The 20356-nt window shown below is 36.3% G+C and carries 21 protein-coding genes; 5 read left to right on the top strand and 16 right to left on the bottom strand.

Going from position 1 to position 20356, the window contains the following annotated elements:
* Positions 1-522 precede the first annotated feature (522 nt).
* Positions 523-1305 (bottom strand): helix-turn-helix domain-containing protein, encoded by a 783-nt coding sequence (locus tag ACWPWS_RS05025; protein ID WP_454045722.1) that lies wholly within the window; start codon positions 1303-1305, stop codon positions 523-525.
* A 71-nt stretch (positions 1306-1376) separates the two neighbouring features.
* Between ACWPWS_RS05025 and ACWPWS_RS05030 the strand changes: the two genes are divergently transcribed.
* Positions 1377-2582, top strand: coding sequence for a CynX/NimT family MFS transporter (locus tag ACWPWS_RS05030; RefSeq protein ID WP_454045723.1), 1206 nt, complete (start codon positions 1377-1379; stop codon positions 2580-2582).
* Positions 2583-2593: 11 nt separating this feature from the next.
* Here the strand turns inward: ACWPWS_RS05030 and ACWPWS_RS05035 are convergent, their stop codons facing one another.
* The gene (locus ACWPWS_RS05035) at positions 2594-3301 is read right to left on the bottom strand and encodes a DUF421 domain-containing protein (protein WP_454045724.1); all 708 of its coding nucleotides are present in this window, start codon (positions 3299-3301) and stop codon (positions 2594-2596) included.
* A 56-nt stretch (positions 3302-3357) separates the two neighbouring features.
* Complete coding sequence (locus tag ACWPWS_RS05040) at positions 3358-4128, bottom strand: MBL fold metallo-hydrolase (protein WP_454045725.1); 771 nt, start codon at positions 4126-4128, stop codon at positions 3358-3360.
* A 92-nt stretch (positions 4129-4220) separates the two neighbouring features.
* On the opposite strand from ACWPWS_RS05040, the gene ACWPWS_RS05045 reads away from it, so the two are divergent.
* Both ACWPWS_RS05045 and ACWPWS_RS05050 read left to right on the top strand, forming a co-directional pair.
* Positions 4221-4535 (top strand): winged helix-turn-helix transcriptional regulator, encoded by a 315-nt coding sequence (locus tag ACWPWS_RS05045; RefSeq protein WP_209784426.1) that lies wholly within the window; start codon positions 4221-4223, stop codon positions 4533-4535.
* Between the two features lie 79 nt (positions 4536-4614).
* On the top strand, positions 4615-5166 hold the full coding sequence (locus tag ACWPWS_RS05050; protein ID WP_454045726.1) for a hypothetical protein: 552 nt from the start codon (positions 4615-4617) through the stop codon (positions 5164-5166).
* A gap of 116 nt (positions 5167-5282) precedes the next feature.
* On the opposite strand, the gene bioA is transcribed toward ACWPWS_RS05050, so the two are convergent.
* Positions 5283-6575, bottom strand: coding sequence for an adenosylmethionine--8-amino-7-oxononanoate transaminase (gene bioA / locus ACWPWS_RS05055; protein WP_454045727.1), 1293 nt, complete (start codon positions 6573-6575; stop codon positions 5283-5285).
* A gap of 22 nt (positions 6576-6597) precedes the next feature.
* On the opposite strand from bioA, the gene ACWPWS_RS05060 reads away from it, so the two are divergent.
* Complete coding sequence (locus tag ACWPWS_RS05060; RefSeq protein WP_454045728.1) at positions 6598-6777, top strand: hypothetical protein; 180 nt, start codon at positions 6598-6600, stop codon at positions 6775-6777.
* A gap of 194 nt (positions 6778-6971) precedes the next feature.
* On the opposite strand, the gene bioB is transcribed toward ACWPWS_RS05060, so the two are convergent.
* The 4 genes from bioB to ACWPWS_RS05080 all read right to left on the bottom strand — a co-directional run bounded on the left by bioB (position 6972) and on the right by ACWPWS_RS05080 (position 10356).
* Entirely contained in the window at positions 6972-7955 is a 984-nt protein-coding gene (gene bioB / locus ACWPWS_RS05065) for a biotin synthase BioB (protein WP_309512016.1), read from the bottom strand.
* On the bottom strand, positions 7955-8569 hold the full coding sequence (gene bioD / locus ACWPWS_RS05070; protein ID WP_454045729.1) for a dethiobiotin synthase: 615 nt from the start codon (positions 8567-8569) through the stop codon (positions 7955-7957). The genes bioB and bioD overlap by 1 nt, the downstream gene beginning before the upstream one ends.
* Positions 8570-8630: 61 nt before the next feature.
* Positions 8631-9740, bottom strand: a complete 1110-nt coding sequence (locus ACWPWS_RS05075; protein WP_454045730.1) for an aminotransferase class I/II-fold pyridoxal phosphate-dependent enzyme — start codon at positions 9738-9740, stop codon at positions 8631-8633.
* On the bottom strand, positions 9733-10356 hold the full coding sequence (locus tag ACWPWS_RS05080; RefSeq protein WP_454045731.1) for a hypothetical protein: 624 nt from the start codon (positions 10354-10356) through the stop codon (positions 9733-9735). The genes ACWPWS_RS05075 and ACWPWS_RS05080 overlap by 8 nt, the downstream gene beginning before the upstream one ends.
* A gap of 66 nt (positions 10357-10422) precedes the next feature.
* Between ACWPWS_RS05080 and ACWPWS_RS05085 the strand changes: the two genes are divergently transcribed.
* Entirely contained in the window at positions 10423-11913 is a 1491-nt protein-coding gene (locus tag ACWPWS_RS05085; protein ID WP_454045732.1) for an aminotransferase-like domain-containing protein, read from the top strand.
* A gap of 404 nt (positions 11914-12317) precedes the next feature.
* Here ACWPWS_RS05085 and ACWPWS_RS05090 read toward each other — a convergent pair whose 3' ends face one another.
* The 8 genes from ACWPWS_RS05090 to ACWPWS_RS05125 all read right to left on the bottom strand — a co-directional run bounded on the left by ACWPWS_RS05090 (position 12318) and on the right by ACWPWS_RS05125 (position 20355).
* Positions 12318-12425: a hypothetical protein gene (locus tag ACWPWS_RS05090; RefSeq protein WP_454045733.1), complete on the bottom strand. Its 108-nt coding sequence runs from the start codon at positions 12423-12425 to the stop codon at positions 12318-12320.
* A gap of 189 nt (positions 12426-12614) precedes the next feature.
* Positions 12615-12821 (bottom strand): hypothetical protein, encoded by a 207-nt coding sequence (locus ACWPWS_RS05095; RefSeq protein ID WP_454045734.1) that lies wholly within the window; start codon positions 12819-12821, stop codon positions 12615-12617.
* Positions 12822-13665: 844 nt separating this feature from the next.
* On the bottom strand, positions 13666-13866 hold the full coding sequence (locus ACWPWS_RS05100) for an IS3 family transposase (RefSeq protein ID WP_454045735.1): 201 nt from the start codon (positions 13864-13866) through the stop codon (positions 13666-13668).
* 837 nt (positions 13867-14703) lie between these two features.
* Positions 14704-15072 carry a transposase gene (locus ACWPWS_RS05105; RefSeq protein ID WP_454046887.1) on the bottom strand — a complete coding sequence of 123 codons (369 nt, stop codon included), beginning with the start codon at positions 15070-15072 and terminating at the stop codon, positions 14704-14706.
* A complete protein-coding gene (locus ACWPWS_RS05110; protein WP_454045736.1) occupies positions 15072-16259 on the bottom strand; it encodes a PepSY-associated TM helix domain-containing protein in 1188 nt (395 codons plus the stop codon). The genes ACWPWS_RS05105 and ACWPWS_RS05110 overlap by 1 nt, the downstream gene beginning before the upstream one ends.
* Positions 16260-16261: 2 nt before the next feature.
* Positions 16262-18730: a TonB-dependent siderophore receptor gene (locus ACWPWS_RS05115; protein WP_454045737.1), complete on the bottom strand. Its 2469-nt coding sequence runs from the start codon at positions 18728-18730 to the stop codon at positions 16262-16264.
* Positions 18717-20105 (bottom strand): AMP-binding protein, encoded by a 1389-nt coding sequence (locus tag ACWPWS_RS05120; RefSeq protein WP_454045738.1) that lies wholly within the window; start codon positions 20103-20105, stop codon positions 18717-18719. Before ACWPWS_RS05120 ends, ACWPWS_RS05115 begins: the two co-directional genes overlap by 14 nt.
* Before the next feature lie 4 nt (positions 20106-20109).
* Entirely contained in the window at positions 20110-20355 is a 246-nt protein-coding gene (locus tag ACWPWS_RS05125) for an acyl carrier protein (protein ID WP_047374822.1), read from the bottom strand.
* Position 20356: the final 1 nt, after the last annotated feature.

A 20356-nucleotide genomic window follows, 5' to 3' on the forward strand; every position in this document is an offset into this window, starting at 1 on the left:
ACAAAAGAGTTAAACAATTGTTTGAATATCGATTGATATAGACCTTGTTTTGATAATAATTCACTTTTTGTCAATTATTTATTTTTGGCGAAAATCATACGTACAATTCTTCAGATGGCGAATTATATTTAACTGGATATGATTTTCTACTCCTAATTTCGGAATCCTGAATAAAATGGAACACATTTAGTAAATAATTATTTTCACTTGAAATAAATAATTTTTAAAAAAAATGAGCTTATGATGTTTTGCATACCATGATTTTTGCTTATATTTGTGAATCGAAATAATTTTTTTTCATCATTTGTGTTTTTTTAAGGTCTTCATTCGTGGAGACCTTTTTGTTTTCAATAGCATCATAATTGAATATTGTCTATTGAAGTGGAAAAAAGAGTGAAATGTGAAATATTACCTTTTTAAATCTTTCCAATTTCTTTTCTATAAAGGAATGTATGATGTTTTAAGATGTCAATAACTCTCCTTTTTGATAAATTTCAACCCCTTTTGTACAGGTTTATAAGCCTATTGAATTGTTTTAATAAAATCTGTTGGTCTGAACTGCATTACAGACTGAAAGCTTCTGGTATATGCCTGAACACTCTTATACCCTACTTCATAAGCGGTTTCTGAAATCGTAAGATTACCCGAACTCAAATACTCCAGACTCTTGATAATACGAAGCATTTGCTGGTATTTGCTTAAAGTAAGCCCGGTTTCTTTTTTGAAAATACGTTCCAGGGTACGGAAAGATAAATGAGCCGTATCACTAAGATCTTCCATTTTTATTTCATTTCGGTAATGATTGTGCAGATGCTGTATAACTTTAGCAAGACGTTTATCTTTGGGAAGGCTGATGTGAAAGGTCAGTGAATGCTCTACAAATTGTGGCAGTTCGTTGAAAAGTGCCTTCAGGAATAGATTTTCATTATGATTCACAGTCATCTGTTTAGACCACTTTTCTGCGTATTTTATCATTTCTTTCAATACAGGAGGAACAGAAAATACATTCACTTCATGATAGAAAGATTCCTGGGTACTGATATCGGCAAACATGATCATCAGCTTGATCTTTTCAGAATGAGAATTGGTTTTGTGAACAGCATTCGGAGGAATCCATACGGCATGATTCTGAGGAAGAAGATAGATTTTTTCTTCGATAGTAATATATTGAAACCCACTTTCTACATAAACAAGCTGCCCTTTCTGATGGTGATGAAGAACATCATCATGAATCCAGTTTTCTTCAAACCATACAAAATAAGGTTTCTTCAGTTCATCTATTTTTATGGTGCCGTTGATGTCCATGTCGTTTTAGGTTAAAACTTTGGCAAAATTAAACAAAATTACTGTACTAATTTTGTACAAAAGTTTTTATTATGATGAAGAATGAAGTAAAAAAGAATGCTTCGTATGTTTTATTACTTATTAATGTTCTGGTGGTTATACTCATTTCCAGTAACCTCCGTTCACCGATTGTGGCGGTTGCACCTGTATTGGGAGAGATAAGAGATGTTTTGAAGCTGGACAATTTTCAGGTGAGCCTTTTAACCTCTATTCCATTGTTTATGTTTGCTGCGTGCTCGGTGCTGGTGAGCAGATTTTCCAATAAGTTCGGAATCAGCAAGCTTCTGATGTACTCACTGATTATTCTGAGTTTCGGGTTGTTTTTACGAATCAGCGGATCTCTATGGCTTTTGTTTGTAGGGTCTATATTCATTGGATTGGGTATCTGCATTGGAAATGTGGTTACTCCCGGATATGTTAAGAATAATTTCCCGAAACAGATTGGTCTCATGACCGGAATTTTTGCGGTATCTATGAACCTTACTGCTGCTTTAGCTTCAGGGTTCAGTGTAAAAATCGGGGAACTGACAGGGTTTGGATGGAAGGGTTCTCTGGGGATCTGGCTGGTGATTGCTGCATTGGGTTTTCTTGTTTTATCATTGGAGTTCATATTTAATAAAAGAAATCCGGTTCAATCTCAAACCGCACTCAGTACTTCAGATTTTAATATGTTTAAATCTGCTCAGGCATGGAATATCAGCATTTTTATGGGGCTTCAGTCATTGTTTTACTATTGCCTCGTAGCGTGGCTTCCTTCATTTCTTTCAGATTTTCATATGCAGGGAGAAAGTTCCGGCTGGGTTTTCTTTGTGATTCAGATTACCATGATTCCTGTAACATTCTGTTGCCCGATTATTGCCAGTAAAATGAAAGATCAGAGACTCATGATACTTTTTATCTGTGCTTTGATGTTTGGAAGTACCATGATGTTTGTCTTCCTAAAATCTCAATGGATCTATGTGAATGCAGTGATCATAGGGATTTCTAATGGATTATCTTTCAGTCTTTCGATTCTGTTTTTTTCTACAAGAACGAAAAGCAGTATCAATGCTGTTAAAATATCAGGAATGGCACAGTCTGTGGGATATCTGATTGCGGCATTCGGACCTCCGTTGTTTGGAAAGCTTCATGACTGGGATATTTCCTGGAACAGCTCGTTTTATTTATTAAGTGGTGCTGTACTGCTGATGTTGTATTTTGGAATGAAAGCGGCGAGAAATAAGTTTGTAGAAGATTAAGATAGTCAAGGTCAGGTAACACGTCTTTTATTGTGGGATGCTATCCATTCTTCTTTTTGGCATTTTGGGCAGCTTCCTGCATTACCTGCTTTTTTATGCTCTGTATACCCACAGAATATACAGGAGTAATATCTTTCCTCATGAATATATTGTAACGGATTATGTAATGAGCCTGGCATAATAGGAAGCCCGTATCTTACAGATTCATCTTCGAAAAAGAATACACTGATCTCTCCTGATATTTCTTCTATAGCCATTTCAACCTGCCCAAGTTGCGAAACTCCTTTTAGCCTCAACTCTGCAAAGAATTCGTCACTCCCAAGGTTTTCTTTTTGAAAGTTTTTAATGGAAAATTCGCCATTTTCTACCAGGCAGATAGATTTTCCTTCGACTAGATTTTCAAATTTTTTACTTTTTCCGATAAAATAGGTCACAATAGAATATAGAAGAATAATAACAATAAAAACAATAAGGGATGAAATAATTCCGACATCCTTATTAAACATAGGATCTCCTGCGGCCGACCCCAGGCCAATAATCACTACCAACTCAAAGATTGAGAGTTGTTTTACGCCTCTTTTTCCTAAAATTCTAAGTCCGATGATAATAGCAAGGAACATAATCATGGTACGAAGAATGATCTCTAAAAGAAAAGACCATTCTTCGTGTCCCAATAATAATTCTTTCCAATCAAGATTTAAGAGAAAAGCTGACAGCATACAAATTATTTATCAGGAAATATTCAAAAAATAAGCCATAACTCCTGTTATTTATTTCATTTCTGTTTAAGGCTTACCTTTTCTCCGTCTTTCAGTATGAAACATTGGTTTTCGAGCCCTTTTTCTGCTATTTTTCCCTGAATAAATTTTCGGTCTTCCCTGCAATGGCTCACCGCTTCCAGATGGGTTATCCAAACCGTAGACTCCGGTGCATGTTCACAGACTTTTACAATGTCTTCACTGTTCATAATAATAGGATCTCCTACAGAAAAAGTGGCGGCTCCTCCTGCCACAATGATATGTTGAGGCTGGTGTTTATCAATTTCCTGGGCAATTTCATCATACCAAATAGTATCTCCTGCAATGTAAACTGATGTATGCTCTGTTTTAAAAACAAAACCATTTACAATTCCCATTTTCTCTCCGATTTCTCCGGTTCCATGCTGGCCTTTGGTGGTAGATATCTCAATATTTTTCCATTGAAGCTGATCATTCACAGCGATAACGTTGGTAAATCCCTGTTTTGAAATTTGCTCTGAAATAATCCCTGAACAAATAATCGGAATGTTTTTATCAAGAAGTTCTATGACTGCAGCATCCCAATGATCAGGATGAAGATGGGTGACGGCAACGGCATCTATTCCTTGTAATTTTTTTATTAATTCATCCTTACTGAAAGGCAGATTTACGAGAGGATTCAGTAATTCGCTATCTGTCATTGGCATTTTTCCCATAGATCCTTTTTCTCCCAACATAGGATCAATCAGGATGGAAATTCCATCAATATTCAATAGCAATGTTGCATTGCGCCATAATTGTAATTTCATTTTGACTAAGTTTGTAGAGCAAAGCTATTGCCTGATCAAGGTAAAACAATCGAAGGTTACCAAAAGGTTAACCATAAATATTCAATTGATGTATGAATTTTGAAGAATTTAAAAACTGTGGATTAAGACGAAGCCTGAATATTCTTTCGGGTAAATGGAAACCGCTGATTCTACACAACCTTTTTGAAGAAGATCAGGTACGGTTTGTGGAACTTTGGCGAAGTATGCCCAGAGTTTCCAAGAAAGTACTTGCCGAGCAATTGAAACAGCTGGAAGAAGATCTTATTATTGAACGGATTGAAGTGTATAATTTTCCGCCGGAAGTGTATTACAAGCTTACTGAAAAAGGAAAAAAGCTAGGGCCTATCCTTTCTCAATTACATCTGTGGGGAAATGAGCTCAAATAGCACTGTTTATTTAATATTTTATATATTGGCGAAAGTTACCATGTAATTTTGGTATAAAAACTAATAACAATTTTTACCAATGAAAAGAATCATTATTTTGATCTCCTGTATATCATGTACATGGGCTGCTGCTCAAATAGCGCCGCCACCTACTATCCAAAGATCAACGACATCCCGGGGACTTACCGTCAACTCAAGAAAAGGAACATTAATTGAGAAGAAAATCAGCACTCTGGGCACGTTTAAAAACCTTAATATTCAAAAGATTGTAACGAAAGATGTTTCTGATAATTCATCAGATCGTTTTCTGGGAATCATGTACGAATATGAAACCTTTGATGAGATATCAAAAAAGACATTGACTATTGATAAAAATGAATTGGGAAAACTGATTCAGGCTCTTCAGATGGTAGAACAAAAAGAAAATGAAAAGACAAACCAGGAAACCAAATATAAGTTTGTTACGATGAGCAATATTGAGTTTGGAAGTGTTTATCGGGAAAAACTTTCTTCGTGGGTTAATTATATAAAATTTCCTTCTCACTATTCTAATCAGAGCTTACAGGAATTCAATAAAGATGACCTGAAAGAATTGATTGCTCTTTTGAAGAAAGCTGAACAGGAACTTTAAAAAATCCTGAACTGCAATCGTCGTCAATAGGTAAACATAAAAACCTTATAGGTGTACAAAACCTATAAGGTACATTTAAAAAAATTAAAAATAATTATTACCGGAGCAGGATCAATTTAATCTTTAAACTGATCCAGAACTTCCATAATATTCTGATATACAAAATCCAATTCTTCGGATGTAATGCAATATGGCGGAACCAGATATATTACATTTCCCAACGGCCTCATGATAATCCCTCTCTGTAAGAATTCATTGTAAAGTTTCTTCCCTATTTCATTGAAATAAGAAGTACCATTCCCGGTTTTGAAATCGAAAGCTAAAATAGTTCCGATCTGTCGAACCTTTTCTACATGAGGATGCAAAGCAAGTGCTTTCACAAACTCTGAATGCTGATAAGTGATGCGGTTGATATTCATTTGAGTTTCATTTGTCAATAGGAGTTCCATACTGGCCAAAGCCGCTGTACAGGCTAAAGGATTGGCCGTAAACGAGTGTCCGTGAAATAAAGTTTTATAACGATCATCAGAAAGGAAAGCATCATAGATTTCATTGGAACAGGTGGTAATTCCCATTGGCATTGTTCCTCCTGTAAGCCCTTTTGAAAAACACATGATATCCGGTTTCTGTGTAAGATAATCTGCTGCGAAAAGCTTACCCGTTCTACCAAATCCTGTAAAAACTTCATCCTGAATCATAAGAACACCTTCTTCCCTGCAGAATTTCATCAGCTGGCTAAGGTCTTCAGCTTTATACATCAGCATTCCGGCCGCTCCCTGCACTAATGGTTCGTAGATAAAGCAAGCCACTTCATCAGCCAGTTCTTTAATCTGTTTCTGTAGGCTTTCCAGATTTTCTGTATTGGGTGTATCGATAAAAACAACTTCAAACAGCATGCTTTCAAAAGGCCTTGTCCAGAAACTTTTTTCACTTACAGACATGGCACCGAAGGTATCTCCGTGATAGGCATTTTTAAAAGCTAAAATCTTCGTTTTCTTTTTTTCCTTATTGTATGCATATTGAATACACATTTTTAAAGCCACTTCCACTGCGGTAGAGCCATTATCAGAGTAAAAAACCTTCTCCTGGCCAGCCGGAAGAATTTTCAGTAGATTTTCTGAAAGTTGTATGGCAGGTTCATGGGTAAATCCTGCAAAAATAACTTGCTCAAGGGTGTTTAACTGTTCAAAAACACGCTGCGCAATATAAGGATGAGAATGCCCGTGCAGCGTCACCCACCATGATGAAACAACATCCAGATATTTTTTTCCTTCGTTATCATACAGGTAAATTCCTTTTCCTTTTACAATGGGAATGGCATCATCAGCTGTTTTCATCTGCGTGTAAGGATGCCAATTGACGGCTTTGTCTCTTTGCTGCAGGCTGATTTCTTTTGTTATTGTATTCATATATTGATGTAAAAAATAGAAAATGAGTGATGGAGATGGATTTAACAATAGTTTAGTTGGATATGGTGTAGCAAGTGTTGGATTTGATCGCAAAGGCGCAAAATTTATCATAGAGAGTGATTATTTTAAGACGCAAGAAAATCAAAGATTTTCAGCAAGTTCAACGTTTATTAAGTCGTTGACGCATATCATTTGTACATAATCAATTTTATCGGAGATAAAATCCTTGCGCCTTAGAACATTATTTACCTTAAAAATATTTGCGTCTTTGCGTTTTCCAACCTATATCAGATTAACACAGGTTATAAAAATTCAAAAACCAATTTTGCAATAAACCCTATAATACCTATAATCCAGCTCATCACTCATAATTTATCATTCATAATTTATAATTACCTAGCAGCATGTTTCTTTTTTCATCATAGGTTTCAGTCCTAATGTCTGAAGCATCTGCATATCTTCTGAAACTCCCGGATTAGGGGTTACCAATAGCGTTTCTCTTTCTCCTGTAAAAATGGAATTGGCACCTGCCATAAAACACCATGCCTGTTCTGTTTCAGACATTTCTATACGGCCGGCACTTAATCTCACCATAGAAGAAGGCATTACAATTCTTGCTGTAGCGATCATTCTTACCATTTCCCAGGTATCTACTTTTTCATTATCTTCTAATGGAGTTCCTGCTACTCTTGCTAAAGCATTGATAGGAACAGATTCCGGATGTTTTGGCATTGTTGCCAACGTGAGAAGCATTGAAATTCTGTCTCTGTGCGTTTCACCCAGTCCGATAATTCCTCCGGAGCACACGGTGATTCCTGCATTTCTTACATTATTGATGGTATTGATCCTGTTGTCAAATGTTCTGGTAGAAATGATCTCTTCATAATATTGCTCAGAGGTGTCAAGATTATGATTGTAGGCATATAATCCTGCTTCCTGAAGTCTGATAGCCTGTTCTTCGGTAAGCATTCCCAAAGTGCAGCAAACTTCTAATCCAAGTTCATTTACTCCTTTTACCATGTCAATAACCCTGTCAAAATCACGGTTATTACGAACTTCACGCCATGCTGCTGCCATACAGAATCTCGAAGATCCGGAATCTTTTGCTTTCTGAGCGTGTGCAATTACTGTTTCCGTAGGCAACAAAGCCTGTACTTTGATATTCGTGTGATAACGGGCTGCCTGTCCGCAGTATGAACAGTCTTCAGGGCATCCGCCGGTTTTGATGGATAATAAAGTGGAAATCTGTACTTCAGAAGGATCATGCCATTCGCGGTGTACGGTGGCTGCCTTGTAGATCAGTTCCATCAGAGGAAGGTGATAAATTTCCTCAATCTCTTCTTTAGTCCAGGTGTTTCTCAATGTTGTTTTTGTATCCATTATCCTATTTTTGTTATTGTTAATTGCTTTGCAGCATGTTGTATAGATTCCTTATCAGTACTTTGGATTTCGGGAATCTTTATAATTTTTGTTTCTTTTTCAATAAAACTGCAGATTACTCTTTCAGTATCTTCCGGGAAATCTCCGTTGAGAATTAAATATTCCAATGGGATCTCTCTCTGTTGTAATGCGATGATTGATAATAAACTGTGATTAATACATCCCAGATAATTTCTTACTACCAATGCAGCCGGAAGGTTTAATTCTTCTATCAGATCGATCATAAATGTAGAGTCAGATATGGGAACCATAAGACCACCTGCTCCTTCTACAATTAATGGTTTTTCTGTTTTGGGGAGTTGAAAATCATTCAGATTTATGGTGATGTTTTCTTCTCTTGCGGACTGATGTGGTGATGCAGCCAGCTGTAAACGATAGGTTTCCGGATGGCATATTGCATGATCTGTCCATGCTTCAATTTTATTACTATCTGTATACTGCAGATCACCAGATTGTATGGGTTTCCAGTATTCTGTTTTAAAATGTTGAACCAAAACTGCTGAGCATACTGTTTTCCCGATTTCGGTTCCTATTCCTGTTATAAATAATTTCATGTGTTTCGAGATTCGGGTTTGGGCGTTTTTCGAGAAAATTGCTTTATTTCCCTTTTTTATTTTAAATAAATTCTCTAATAATTCCTGTCAGTTTTACAATTTCCTCTTCTGTATTAAAGCTGTGAAGGCAAATCCTCAGTCGTTCACTTCCTTCTTTTACGGTGGGACTGTAGATTGCGTAGGTTAAAAATCCTTCCTCAGATAAATTGTCCTGTAATTGCTTCAGTTTTTGATTATCCGGAATTACAATAGCCTGAATGGGGCTTGTTTCCATTGATGGAGACTGTAGATTTTGGCTTCGGAAAATTTTAATATTGTCCTGAAGTCTTATCGCCAGGTCATGATTTTGATCTAAAAATTCATATCCTGTTTGTATACTCATCCACTGAAAATCCTGTGCGGATGTGCTATAAATGAATGGGCTCGCAAAATTGACCAGGTAAGATTTCACTGTTTCATTACAGAGGATTGCTGCTCCATGAGCTCCAAGGGCTTTTCCATAGGTTACAACTGCTGCTGAAACCAGGTTCTGTAATTGATATTTTTCAACCAATCCATATCCAAAGACTCCAAATGCATGGGCTTCGTCAACAATCAGAGAGGCCTTGTATTGATGGGCAAGCTCAGCAATTTTCTGAATAGGAGCAAAATCTCCTTCCATAGAGTACAAACTTTCTATTGCGATATAACAGTGTCCATTTTGTTTCTTTAAAACATTCTCAAGATCTTCAATATCATTGTGCTTGAATTTCAGTTTTTTTGCATTTGATAATCTGCAGGCATCATGGACCGACCGATGAATCTGTTCGTCTACAATTATTGTATCATGACGGCTGGGAAGCGTAGAAAACAAGGCAAGATTGGCATTATATCCGGACGGAAAAAGTAATGCTGACTCAAACTCATGTTTCCGAGCAATATCATTTTCTACCGAAACTGCAATATCACTGTTTCCACTAATGAGCCTTGATCCCGTACTTCCGGAAAGCAATTGAGAGTTATCTGTAATCTTTTGCAGTAGTACATGTTGAAGTTCTTCACTTTTTGCAAACCCCAAGTAATCATTAGAATAAAAATCAATTCCATCAGATTGAAGCCGTAAACGCCTTAGAGTTCCTTCCTCTTTTCTTTTGTCAAGAGATTCCTGAAAACGGGAGATTTGGCTAAGCATAATTTAACTGAGCTACCTCCTGTGTAATAGCATTAATCCACTCTTTATGCAGTTCTTTTTCTATAGTTAAGACATAATCTGCGTGTTCCTTCCAGTCAGGTGAAAATTCATTGAGCTGGTTGATCATTTCTTCCAGATGTCCTTCTTCCTCAAGAATAATAGATTTTACCATAATTCTGGAAGAAGCTTCGGTAAGAACCTGCTGGTAAACAGGATAAAGTTCATCAGCACGAACCTCAATAGCATAGGTTACGAAAAGATAGGCTGCATATTTTAGGTCTGTTTTATTAAGATTGAAAGCTTTCTGGAGATAACGGCAGGCTTTAATATCCAATGAGTGAAGATATTGGCTTGTTGCTATGGGAGCCAGAAGTTCTGTACTTTCGTAGGTTTTGCATAACTCAGGATCTATTTTCCCGATCTGTTTTTTTAAATAATAAGCATGGCGGTGTTCTTCAGCTGCATGTTTCAGCTGGATCTGAGAAACCAAAGTCGGATGTTCACATTTTGATATTTTTCTTGCACCGGCATTTTCCATAAAAGAAAGTGTATTCAGCCATTTGGCGTGGGTACTTCCTTCCTGTACAATTTTTTTTAACAGATGATGAAATTCCATAGATTTTTATTTTGATGTCAAAAGTAGTATATTGCCGGATGGTTGTATGGTGCCAGTTTTGATATTATGGATAGTCCGGTTAAGATTCCTTACGAAAGTTTTATTAAGATTGATAGAAAATCAGAGACATCTATCTACTTACAGATTGCCAATCAGTTGATCAATGCGATCCAAAGAGGTTTTCTTCCCTTCGGAACTAAGCTTCCCGGGACAAGAACGTTCAGTGAAATGCTGGAAATTCACAGGAATACAGCAGTGTCTGTGTACGATGAATTGTCGGCTCAGGGCTGGACAGAGAGTTTTCCGAATAAAGGAACCTTTGTCATTGGAAAAGATCAGGAAAAACCTGTAAAAGTGAACGATTTTGAGCAAAATAACCTTCAAAACTATCCAATAACGACTGGTTTTTCATTCAAAACCTCTAATATTTTAGATAATCCTTTTGAACATTCTGACTGTGAATATGTTTTTAATGATGGCGTGCCGGATATCCGTTTAACGCAAATCGGACAGCATTCCCGGTTTTACAGCTCTATTTTGAAGCGTAAATCTAATCAGAAAGCTTTTGGACATTATAATCATGATGGAAGTGAGTTTTTTAAAGAACATTTATCTCAATATCTGAATCTTTCCCGCGGACTTCCTATTTCTAAGAATAACCTTCTTATCACCCGCAGTACAGAAATGAGTATCTATATTGTTTCGGAAATTCTTCTTTCGGCTGGTGACACCGTGTTGGTAGGAGCTTTGAGCTATTTTTCCGTCAATATGATCTTTATGAAAGCCGGCGTTGATATTGTTTCGATTCCTATTGATGAAGAGGGAATCATTGTTGAAAGTGTACGGGAAGCCTGTAAAAATCAGAAAATAAGGATGCTATATCTGACCCCTCATCACCACTATCCTACTACCGTTGCGCTGAGTGCCCAGAGACGTTTTGAATTATTGGAACTCGCTAATGAATACGGATTTATTATTCTGGAAGACGATTATGATTATGAATTTCATTATGATAAAAGCCCTATTCTTCCGTTAGCCAGCGCCGATACCAACGGAATGGTAATTTATATTGGTTCATTCGGGAAATCTTTGGCTCCGGGATTCAGAACAGGATTTATTGTTGCACCGGAAAATCTGATGACCGAAATGCGTAAATATCTGGGAATAATCGACCGTCAGGGTGATATTCTAATGGAAAGAGCTCTTGGAGAAATGATTGCAGAGGGAGAAATCAACCGTTATCTAAAAAAATCTTTAAAAGTATATCAGGAAAGACGTGATCATTTTTCTGTTTTGCTGGAAGAAAATCTGGGTAATTTGATCTCCTTCCAAAAGCCTTCCGGAGGTCTTGCGATTTGGCTGGAATGGAATATCCCACTGAATCTGATGCAGCTAAGCCGGAACTGCGCTAAGGATAATCTTTTCATTCCCAAAACGCTTTTGTATCAGAACAAAGGGCTTACCGCCATGCGACTGGGATTTGGTGATCTTAATTTTGAAGAGATGAACAAAGGAATTGAAGTTTTTTCAAAAAATGTGAAGGGATTGATTGGGTGATTAGAATAGATAATTATACCGTTTTATGGATCTGCAGGAAAATTATGAGGTATCACTTGCTGAAAATCTTTGATTTTCTTACGCCTAAAAAAGTTATAAGATTAAAAAACTTTGCGCCTTTGCGATTTCCAAAAAATACTTTATCAAAAGAATATTTTAGTTTAAGACGTTCTATGTTAACTTGCAAATAAATATTTTGAAAATTAATTTTCTATTTGTAAATAGTTTTGCTGATAGGGTATTTTGCTTTTCATTATCCCAAAACACTGTCTGAGTAATTTATTGCAAACAGCAATCAATGCCACTTTTTTTGATTTGTTTTTTTAATAAAATTCTTTCATACAGTTCCTTGCATTGGCTGTTAAATCTCATGGCTGTCCAAGAACAGACATATAAAATACTTCTTACATACTTCTTTGTGGTCCGACATTTTCCAAGGCTTTTCTTTTAGTTCCCGACTCATAAAGACGGGGAGCGACACCAAAATATTTGGATATTTGTTTAGCACTCACAAAATTTTAAACCCATTAGTTGCTACCAGCAAAAGCAAGGCTGTTTCTCTCAATTCTGAAATACTGCTCAACAGGTCTACATCTCTTTTTAATTCTTCATTTTGAAGTTTGGACATCCACCCAACATTACTTTTTTTATCTCATTCATGATTCCTGATTATTTGTTCATAATGTTTTATTATTTCCTTGTTACATAATGCTTTTTGTCAAGAAGAGCATGAAGTTTAAGATTATATTTCTTTTTCTCCTGCTCAGATCATGCCAAAGATTTAATTCCTGATCAAGATACTCCAGGGTCATACTTTTTGGGGTATAAGGTTTAAATTCTACCTGTTCACCATATTCTCTAATCAGTCTGGAATCTTCAGCATCGGTCTTACTGATATGATTCTTCAACTCACCATATCTTTTTATACACAGGATTTTAATACTTATTTCGAATCCTAATTCATATGAAAAATATAAAATCTTGCTGCCTGTAAGCCCCTGTAGCTTCTACTATAATCTTATATTCTTCTTTATCAAAAGATTTAAAGAGTAGATAAAATTTCTTTTTCAGATTAGCAATACTACATACTATCATTAATCCTTCTGAGTTCTTATAATTGAGTATTAAGCATTTTCAAGCTAACATCTACTTTCCAATTACTTTTTTCTCTAAATTGCCATAAGAATTTTTCTTTTATTTGTGGAAGATGTTTTCTTGTAACCAACGTGGTAAGAGAATTTACCTAAACACCGTTCTATTCGGTTTTAGAAAACAAAGAATAGGGATGGAGCGTTTAAATCGATATCGCAAGTATCACCGCAAAGGCTATCTGTTTCCTATTCCTTTTCCAATAGGTTATCCCTTAAAATTAAGTCTTTCTCATTTATTGCAAACTTACCACGCAAGGCGCAAATAAAATCAAAAATAACTTGTTTTTAAGGCGTAAGGATTTTATCTGCATTAAAATTGATTCAGGATATTTAATTAATATAACCTCTTATATTAATTATTTTAACCACAAAAGACACAAAGATTTAACCACTTAAGTTTTTTAAAGTTAAATTTCATGCATAATAAAGTACACCTAAGTTTTGAAAATCTTTGATTTTCTTCTTATGTGAACTTATTTTGCAGTATCATTTTAAACTTATTAAACTGTTAAATGTTCAAAATAAAATCTTTTGTGACTTTTGTGGTTTTAAAAAAAGGAAAAACCCCTTTACTAGAGTGCACCCAAAAGTTTAGACAAAATTAAATAATCTTTTGATAATAAAGAGTTCGATATTCTATCGGGCTCTTTCCTTTTAAATTAAGTCTTATTCTTTCATTATTATAATAGTCAATATATTGATGAATTTCGTCTTTTAATTCTTGTATTGATTTAAACTTTTTCAGATAAAACATTTCGGATTTTAATGTTCCAAAGAAATTCTCTATTATAGCATTATCCAAACAATTCCCTTTCTAGACATACTTTGGATAATTCCTTTTTGTTTCAAATATTTTGATATAGCTTCATTTGATATTGCCAACCCTGATCGAGTGAAGAATTAGGTTCTGTATATTCTTTGTTTTTCTAAAACTCTTTTCAACATATTAATAATTTGTGCAAAAACGGGTTTTTCTGAAAGCTCATAGCTTATAATCTCTCCGTTAAATAAGTCGATGATAGGAGACAGATATAGCTTGTTTCAGAAACATTGAACTCTGTAATATCGGTAGCCCATTTTTGGTTAGGATGATCAGTCTTGAAGTTTCTTTTCAGAATATTCGGGGCTATTTTTCGCTTGTTCTCCACGGTAAGATCTGTATTTTTTCATCCGAATTAAGGCTTTTCAAGCCCAAGTTTTTCATTAATCGCAAAACTGTTTATGATTGATAATTACACCTTGATTTTTAGTTCCAGAGTGATTCTTCTATATCCAAATCTTCCTTTATGCTTTTGATAAATTAGTGTATTAAGCCTTTAATATTATATTTATCTCCTATATTAATCGAGCAGATGATAATAAAAACTGCTTCTTGCCATACCTGAACAATTCAGCAATATTGCTAAATTATACTTTGGCACTTAACTCTTCGATGGCTTTTGCTTTTTGCTGGCTAGAGCTAAGGCGTCTAACTTTTTTAGATAATCAATCTCTGCTCGAAGCCTTTCCATTTTTTCAAGTAAAAGTTCTTCTTCTCGTGTCCAAAACTTTATCAGATTTTCTTTTTTTATCTTTATTATTACTCATTATCTTAGGTCTTCCTCTGGGTTTATTTTCTAACCCTAAAATACCACTTTTCTCATAAGCATGCTACCAATTTAAAAATACTGGATTTCACTCCTATATTAAACTGTAAGCATGCCTGTTTAATGGAAAGATGACTTTCTGATATGGATTGTAAAACTTTCAGCTTAAACTTGACATCATAAACTCTGTTATGGATGCGAAGAAGACCTCTGAATCCATGTTGATTATAGTATTTAACCCATTGTTTCAATAAAGATTTACTGATCACTAATTCTTTAGCAACTACGGAAATCGAACGATGTCTTTGTAAAACCTTAACAACACAATCTGTTTTAAATTCTAAACTATACTTTGATTTTCCCGCAAAAATGCCCCTAAAAGTGTCTAACTTTTGGGGGCAGTCTATTACAGAGGCTTTTATTAATGTTGAGAAGGAAAAATCACTTTGTTTTTCTTATGTTTTGGTTTCTTCTTTTTCTTATTCAAATAGATAATAAAACCGGTAATCGGGAGTGATAGTGCGATAACAGCGGCCAGAAAATAAATAATTCTGGTAGTTAGTCCCAAAATACTTCCGGTGTGAAGATCATAATTTCTTTCTCTTAATGCGGTTCCATATCCGATATTTTTGTTTTTATAAGATTGAGATTTTAAAATTTCTCCTGAATATTGATCCAAATTAAAATGTTCATTTCTATATTGTCTTCCGTCATAGGTCAGTTCAGCATAATATGTTCCTTCTTCTGATCTTGGAAAATTGATAAGTGCTGATTTCTTATCTTTAAGTCCTTTTTCCATGGTATTTCCGATCAGATTGAGGATGTTATTCCGGTTTGAAAATTCTTCAGAAGGAATGGTGCTTTTGGCTTTTTTTTCCGTTGGAGTATCTCCGTTCAGCGTGTTCTTTACCCATTTGTCTACATCTTCAAAACTCCATATCAATGCGGAATAAGAGATTAAGAGTAAAGGAATCACAGCATAGAATCCCAGCACATTATGAGCGTCATAGTTGATCCTTTTCCAATTGGCGGATGTTTTAATGAAAAACATTCCTTTCAACATGGCTTTACTCATTTTTCGGGGATACCATATCACAAGCCCCGAGAAAAGTATAATAGCCAATATCAATGTGGAATAACCAGTAATTGTTTTTCCAATTTTTTCTCCCAGCAGAAGTCTTCTGTGAAGATCCAGTACAATTTCAAAGAAATCTTTTTTGGCATCTTCTAGTTCCTGTACTTTTCCTGTGTAAGGATCTACATAAATCCGGTAATAATAAAGATAAGTCCCCCAATACGTCCATGCTTCCTCATCCATTTTCAGCGTGCGGAAGACATAGGTTCTTGAGGGATCGGAAGACATTACCACTCTTTTGACTTTCAAACCTTCAGGAAGTGCTTTTTCTGCTTTTTCCGTAAGTTCTGATAATGAAAGTTTTTTTCTTCCAATATTTTCAACGAAATATCTGTTAGGATGAACAATATGTTTTAATTCTTCTTCAAAAACCAGGATACAACCTGTGGCGGCCATGATAACAACTATAAGCCCGGACGTTAGTCCGAGCCATAGATGTAACTGATATGCAATTTTTCTAAACTTTAACTTCATTCTTAAAATTTAAAGCTAACCTCAGCAACAAAGTTACGAGGCATCTGAGCTACTACCACTCCCTGTCCTGCAAAATATTGCACATTGCCCAGATTATTCATTTTAAATCCTAATCTGTATCTTTCTTTTTCAAGGGAAATGGAAGCATTCACTAAAGTATAGGCTGGGAATGCAAACTGTCCGGTAAGTACTTTGTTTCCGGTAAGCTGTTTTCCTACACGGTTTACCCCAAAGCCAACTCCAAGTCCCTGAAGTCCTCTGATAGGAAGAATATAACTGATCCATGAATTGAATACATTCGCCGGACCTGCAGATTCCGGACGACGGCCATCTACAGCGGGATCTGCTTTTTCATATCTGCTGTGGTTGTAGGCATATCCGGCCATAATATTTAATCCCTGAACAGGATTCATAATGGTTTCTATTTCAATTCCTTTACTTCTCTGTTGTCCATCCTGAATCACAATATTGTATTCTTTTCCGTCTCGGATCACTCCGGTTCCTCTCTGGATATTGTCAACAAGGATATCATAATATGAAACGGTAAAGTTAACCTTGTTTCTCCAAAGGTTTCCTTTGATTCCTACTTCCCACTGATTGGCCATCTGTGGTTTCATATCTCCGCTATAATCAGCCAATTGCTGGGTAACAGGTGCTGTATAGCTGAAACCATTCATATAGTTACCATAAGCAGATAGTTGATCTTTAAGGATTTGGTATACAACGCCTACTTTTGGAGACCATGCTGTTTGTTTGAATTCTCCAGCGCGTTTGTTGTCATTCAGATTAAGTTGTCCTTTACTTTCATAATGGTCCATACGCAAACTGATCAAGGTAGTTAAACGGTCGGTAATATGGGTTACATTTGAGATATAAGCTCCATAAAGATTGGATGCTGTGGTATTTCTTACCAATGGAGATTTACCCGCCAGGATTGCAGCCTGGGTAACCGCCTGAATTTTTTGCAGCGCCAGATCTTTGGATATGTTACCATATATTCCTGTTACTGGTGCTACCACTGGCCCTGATGGATTTGTCCCATCGATATAATCATATACCACAATCGGGGAATGGTTGTTGTTGATGGTCTGATTAAGATAATCTAACCCAATCAGCACTTTATTTTTAATTTTACCGATGTTAAATTCTCCGTTAAAGTTCTGCTGAACACTTGTAGAAGATGCTTCTGAATTCTGCCACTGTACGTTACGTTCCAGCAGAGCATCACTGGTTGTCCCTCTGATAAACTGATATTGATATAATCCTTCCGTTTTTCTGAAGTTTCTTGAAAGCAAAGTTTGCGAAGTCCATTTGTCTGAAATTTTGTAGACAGCCTCAGCTTTTACATTGATAGATGGAGCTTTTAAGGTCATATCATTGTTGGAATAAGATCTTTTCCAGTCGAAGCCAAGTTCATCAGGGTTGTGAGCAACATAAGGCCTTGTTCTGGTCAGGAAAATAATCGGAGTATTTGTTCCTTCATAATTGTAAATCTGAGCTCCCAGGTTGAACTTAAGTCTGTCATTCACCTGATAACTTATCGTAGGTGCTACAAAGAATGACTTTCTGAATTCAGAATCTCTAAATCCGTTCTGATACTGATAAGCGGCATTCAAACGGAATAACATATTTCTGGATTCTGTAATCGGGCCATAAACATCAGCGGTTACACGGTTCAGGTTGTAGCTTCCCATCAGATAAGAAGCTTCTCCTCCGAAATAATCTTTCGGTTTTTTGGTGACCGCATTAATCAAACCTCCAAAAGAAGTTACAGCACCTCCGTACAATGTTCCGGAAGGTCCTTTGATTACTTCCAGACGCTCAAGATCGGCAGGATCTATCTCACCGTTGGTAGTTGCCGGAACACCATCAACCATAGATACTTTGGTAGGAAAACCTCTAAGGCTGTAGTAGAAACTTCCGTCTCCTGAACCTCTTCCCGGACTTCCCTGCATTTTTACCATTCCCGGAACATTTTTCAATACTTCCGAAATATCGTAAGTAATCTGCTCTTTCATGATCTGTTGGTTGATGCTTGTATAAGCCTGTGGATTTTCAAGAGCTTTCAAAGGCATTTTGCCCACTGAAGTACTGTCTTTATCCAAAAATTTATTTCTGCTTACTGCGTATACGGTAATTCCCTCAATCACATTATTGTGTAACGGGGCGTAGATCGCAGGAATTTCGTGGACATCTTTCTGAATGTAGATTTGCTCTCTCATCAGTTCAATGTCATTTAAAACCACCTGAAGCGTATATTCTCCAGGTGGCACATTTTCAAAGTAATATTCTCCTAAATTATTTGTTTTTGCCTGATAAGACGTATTGACAAGTCTTAATATTGCATTTTTTACCGGCGACTTTTCAGACAGCATGATCTTGCCATGAACTCTGTCGCCCTGCTGTGCAGAAAGCGAGTTTGAAGATAAAGCAAGACCAAGAAGTAATATAAGGGTTTTAGATGTTTTCATGCTGTAAGTTTTGTAACAGGGGATAGTTTATTTTACCGTTTTGTGATAATGGAAATGATTCTATAAGTTCGACACGTACATATTGTGGGTTGATACGCAGTTTATTTTTGATGGTTTCGGTGATGATCTGAGGGTCAATGTCCGGATTGTCATACAGCACAACGATTTTTTTATCATTGGCATTCAGACATACGAAGGTATTGCCCTGCATTTCATTTTTAAGAATAAATTCTACCTCATCCAGATTCAGACGTATTCCGAAAAGCTTCATGATACGCTTTATTCTTCCTGTGATATAATAAATTCCGTTCTCCCTTTTTCTTGCTGTATCTCCGGTATGCAGTACGGAAGGTTGTTCATATGTTGTAAGATCTTCCAGTTTATTGGCATAACCTCCGAAAATACTGATGTGTGAGAAGAGAAGTTCATCCGTTTCAGGATCAATTCTGAAACTTCCGTTGTGTACAGGAGTTCCAATCGAGGTTTCTTCTTCCAGTAATCCTTCTGTAGTAAGGTAAGCCATTCTTCCTCCTGCTTCCGTCTGACCGTATTGAGCAAAAAAATCTTTTTTAAATTCATGACAATATGTGAAAATTGTTTTTCTCAATTCAGCGTTAATCACGCCTCCGGTATGGGTAAAATACCTCAGACTTGGAGAATCTTTTCTGAAAAACCCTATTCTGTTCAGGTTCTCATAAAGGAAAGGAACTCCACCTAAAGTACTGTAGCCGTACTCTTCCATTTCGTCCCAGAATGCTTTCTGCATAATGTCTTTATCTGTACATACAATTCTTCCTGCGCGCATACAGTTCGTGGTAAAAATAGAGAATCCGTATACGAAGTTGATAGGAATGTTTAAAGGAACCACATCGGATTCCTTAACGGGCATATACTGAAGGATGCTCAAAGCATTCTGGTAAAGGCTTTCATCGGATAATTTCACCAACTTCGGAACACCTGTAGTACCGGAAGTACTCAAAAGTATCTTGATGTCAGGATGAATGGTAATTTCACTCTTATAATCATCCTTTGCAAAGATTCTGATGTTGTCCGAGAATTCTTTCAGGCTGTATCCTTCAATGGTTTCTCTTTGCGGATCAAAGATATATTTTGGACGGTATTCTGCCTCAATACGTGCTTTGAATTCCTCATGCAGTTTCTGCCCCAGTACTGCAATCGTGTGCGCTGTTCCATAAAAATTGAGGAGCACCTCAATGCTGGGCAGCTGATTGTCATTGTACAAAAAGAGGAGCCCTTTTTCTACTGGATTTAAGCCTAAAGACCGGTACAGTGTTCCCACCGGTATTGTTGTACTGGTGGAAGCATCTGTAAACTCCAAGTTCTTATTGGCAATTACATTTTCTAAAATTTTCATATGCTTAGTTTTCTACGAATACTTCGTATTTTTTCATTTTTTCGCGAATCTTTCCGACGGTTCCCATCTCCAGAATATCGTTAAAATCAAATTTGATCTGATAAAACTGTTCAAGCGCTTCTACGATAAGAAGATGAGACATAGAATCCCATTCCGGGATTTCCTGATACGTTAGTTTTTCATCTACCAATTCTTTCTTGATTGCAATGGCAGAGGCAATAATTTCATAAAATTCTTCTGTAGTGTTCATT

It is taken from the genome of Chryseobacterium sp. Marseille-Q8038 (genome assembly GCF_965111995.1).

Excerpts from the sequence above, each read along its gene's own strand:
- ACWPWS_RS05120 (WP_454045738.1), bottom strand. The coding sequence starts at position 20,105 with ATGAAAATTTTAGAAAATGTAATTGCCAATAAGAACTTGGAGTTTACA.
- ACWPWS_RS05050 (WP_454045726.1), top strand. The coding sequence starts at position 4,615 with ATGAAAAGAATCATTATTTTGATCTCCTGTATATCATGTACATGGGCT.
- bioB (WP_309512016.1), bottom strand. The coding sequence starts at position 7,955 with ATGGATACAAAAACAACATTGAGAAACACCTGGACTAAAGAAGAGATT.
- bioD (WP_454045729.1), bottom strand. The coding sequence starts at position 8,569 with ATGAAATTATTTATAACAGGAATAGGAACCGAAATCGGGAAAACAGTA.
- ACWPWS_RS05110 (WP_454045736.1), bottom strand. The coding sequence starts at position 16,259 with ATGAAGTTAAAGTTTAGAAAAATTGCATATCAGTTACATCTATGGCTC.
- ACWPWS_RS05040 (WP_454045725.1), bottom strand. The coding sequence starts at position 4,128 with ATGAAATTACAATTATGGCGCAATGCAACATTGCTATTGAATATTGAT.
- ACWPWS_RS05115 (WP_454045737.1), bottom strand. The coding sequence starts at position 18,730 with ATGAAAACATCTAAAACCCTTATATTACTTCTTGGTCTTGCTTTATCT.
- ACWPWS_RS05030 (WP_454045723.1), top strand. The coding sequence starts at position 1,377 with ATGATGAAGAATGAAGTAAAAAAGAATGCTTCGTATGTTTTATTACTT.
- bioA (WP_454045727.1), bottom strand. The coding sequence starts at position 6,575 with ATGAATACAATAACAAAAGAAATCAGCCTGCAGCAAAGAGACAAAGCC.
- ACWPWS_RS05125 (WP_047374822.1), bottom strand. The coding sequence starts at position 20,355 with ATGAACACTACAGAAGAATTTTATGAAATTATTGCCTCTGCCATTGCA.
- ACWPWS_RS05085 (WP_454045732.1), top strand. The coding sequence starts at position 10,423 with ATGGATAGTCCGGTTAAGATTCCTTACGAAAGTTTTATTAAGATTGAT.
- ACWPWS_RS05025 (WP_454045722.1), bottom strand. The coding sequence starts at position 1,305 with ATGGACATCAACGGCACCATAAAAATAGATGAACTGAAGAAACCTTAT.
- ACWPWS_RS05035 (WP_454045724.1), bottom strand. The coding sequence starts at position 3,301 with ATGCTGTCAGCTTTTCTCTTAAATCTTGATTGGAAAGAATTATTATTG.
- ACWPWS_RS05060 (WP_454045728.1), top strand. The coding sequence starts at position 6,598 with ATGAGTGATGGAGATGGATTTAACAATAGTTTAGTTGGATATGGTGTA.
- ACWPWS_RS05080 (WP_454045731.1), bottom strand. The coding sequence starts at position 10,356 with ATGGAATTTCATCATCTGTTAAAAAAAATTGTACAGGAAGGAAGTACC.
- ACWPWS_RS05075 (WP_454045730.1), bottom strand. The coding sequence starts at position 9,740 with ATGCTTAGCCAAATCTCCCGTTTTCAGGAATCTCTTGACAAAAGAAAA.
- ACWPWS_RS05045 (WP_209784426.1), top strand. The coding sequence starts at position 4,221 with ATGAATTTTGAAGAATTTAAAAACTGTGGATTAAGACGAAGCCTGAAT.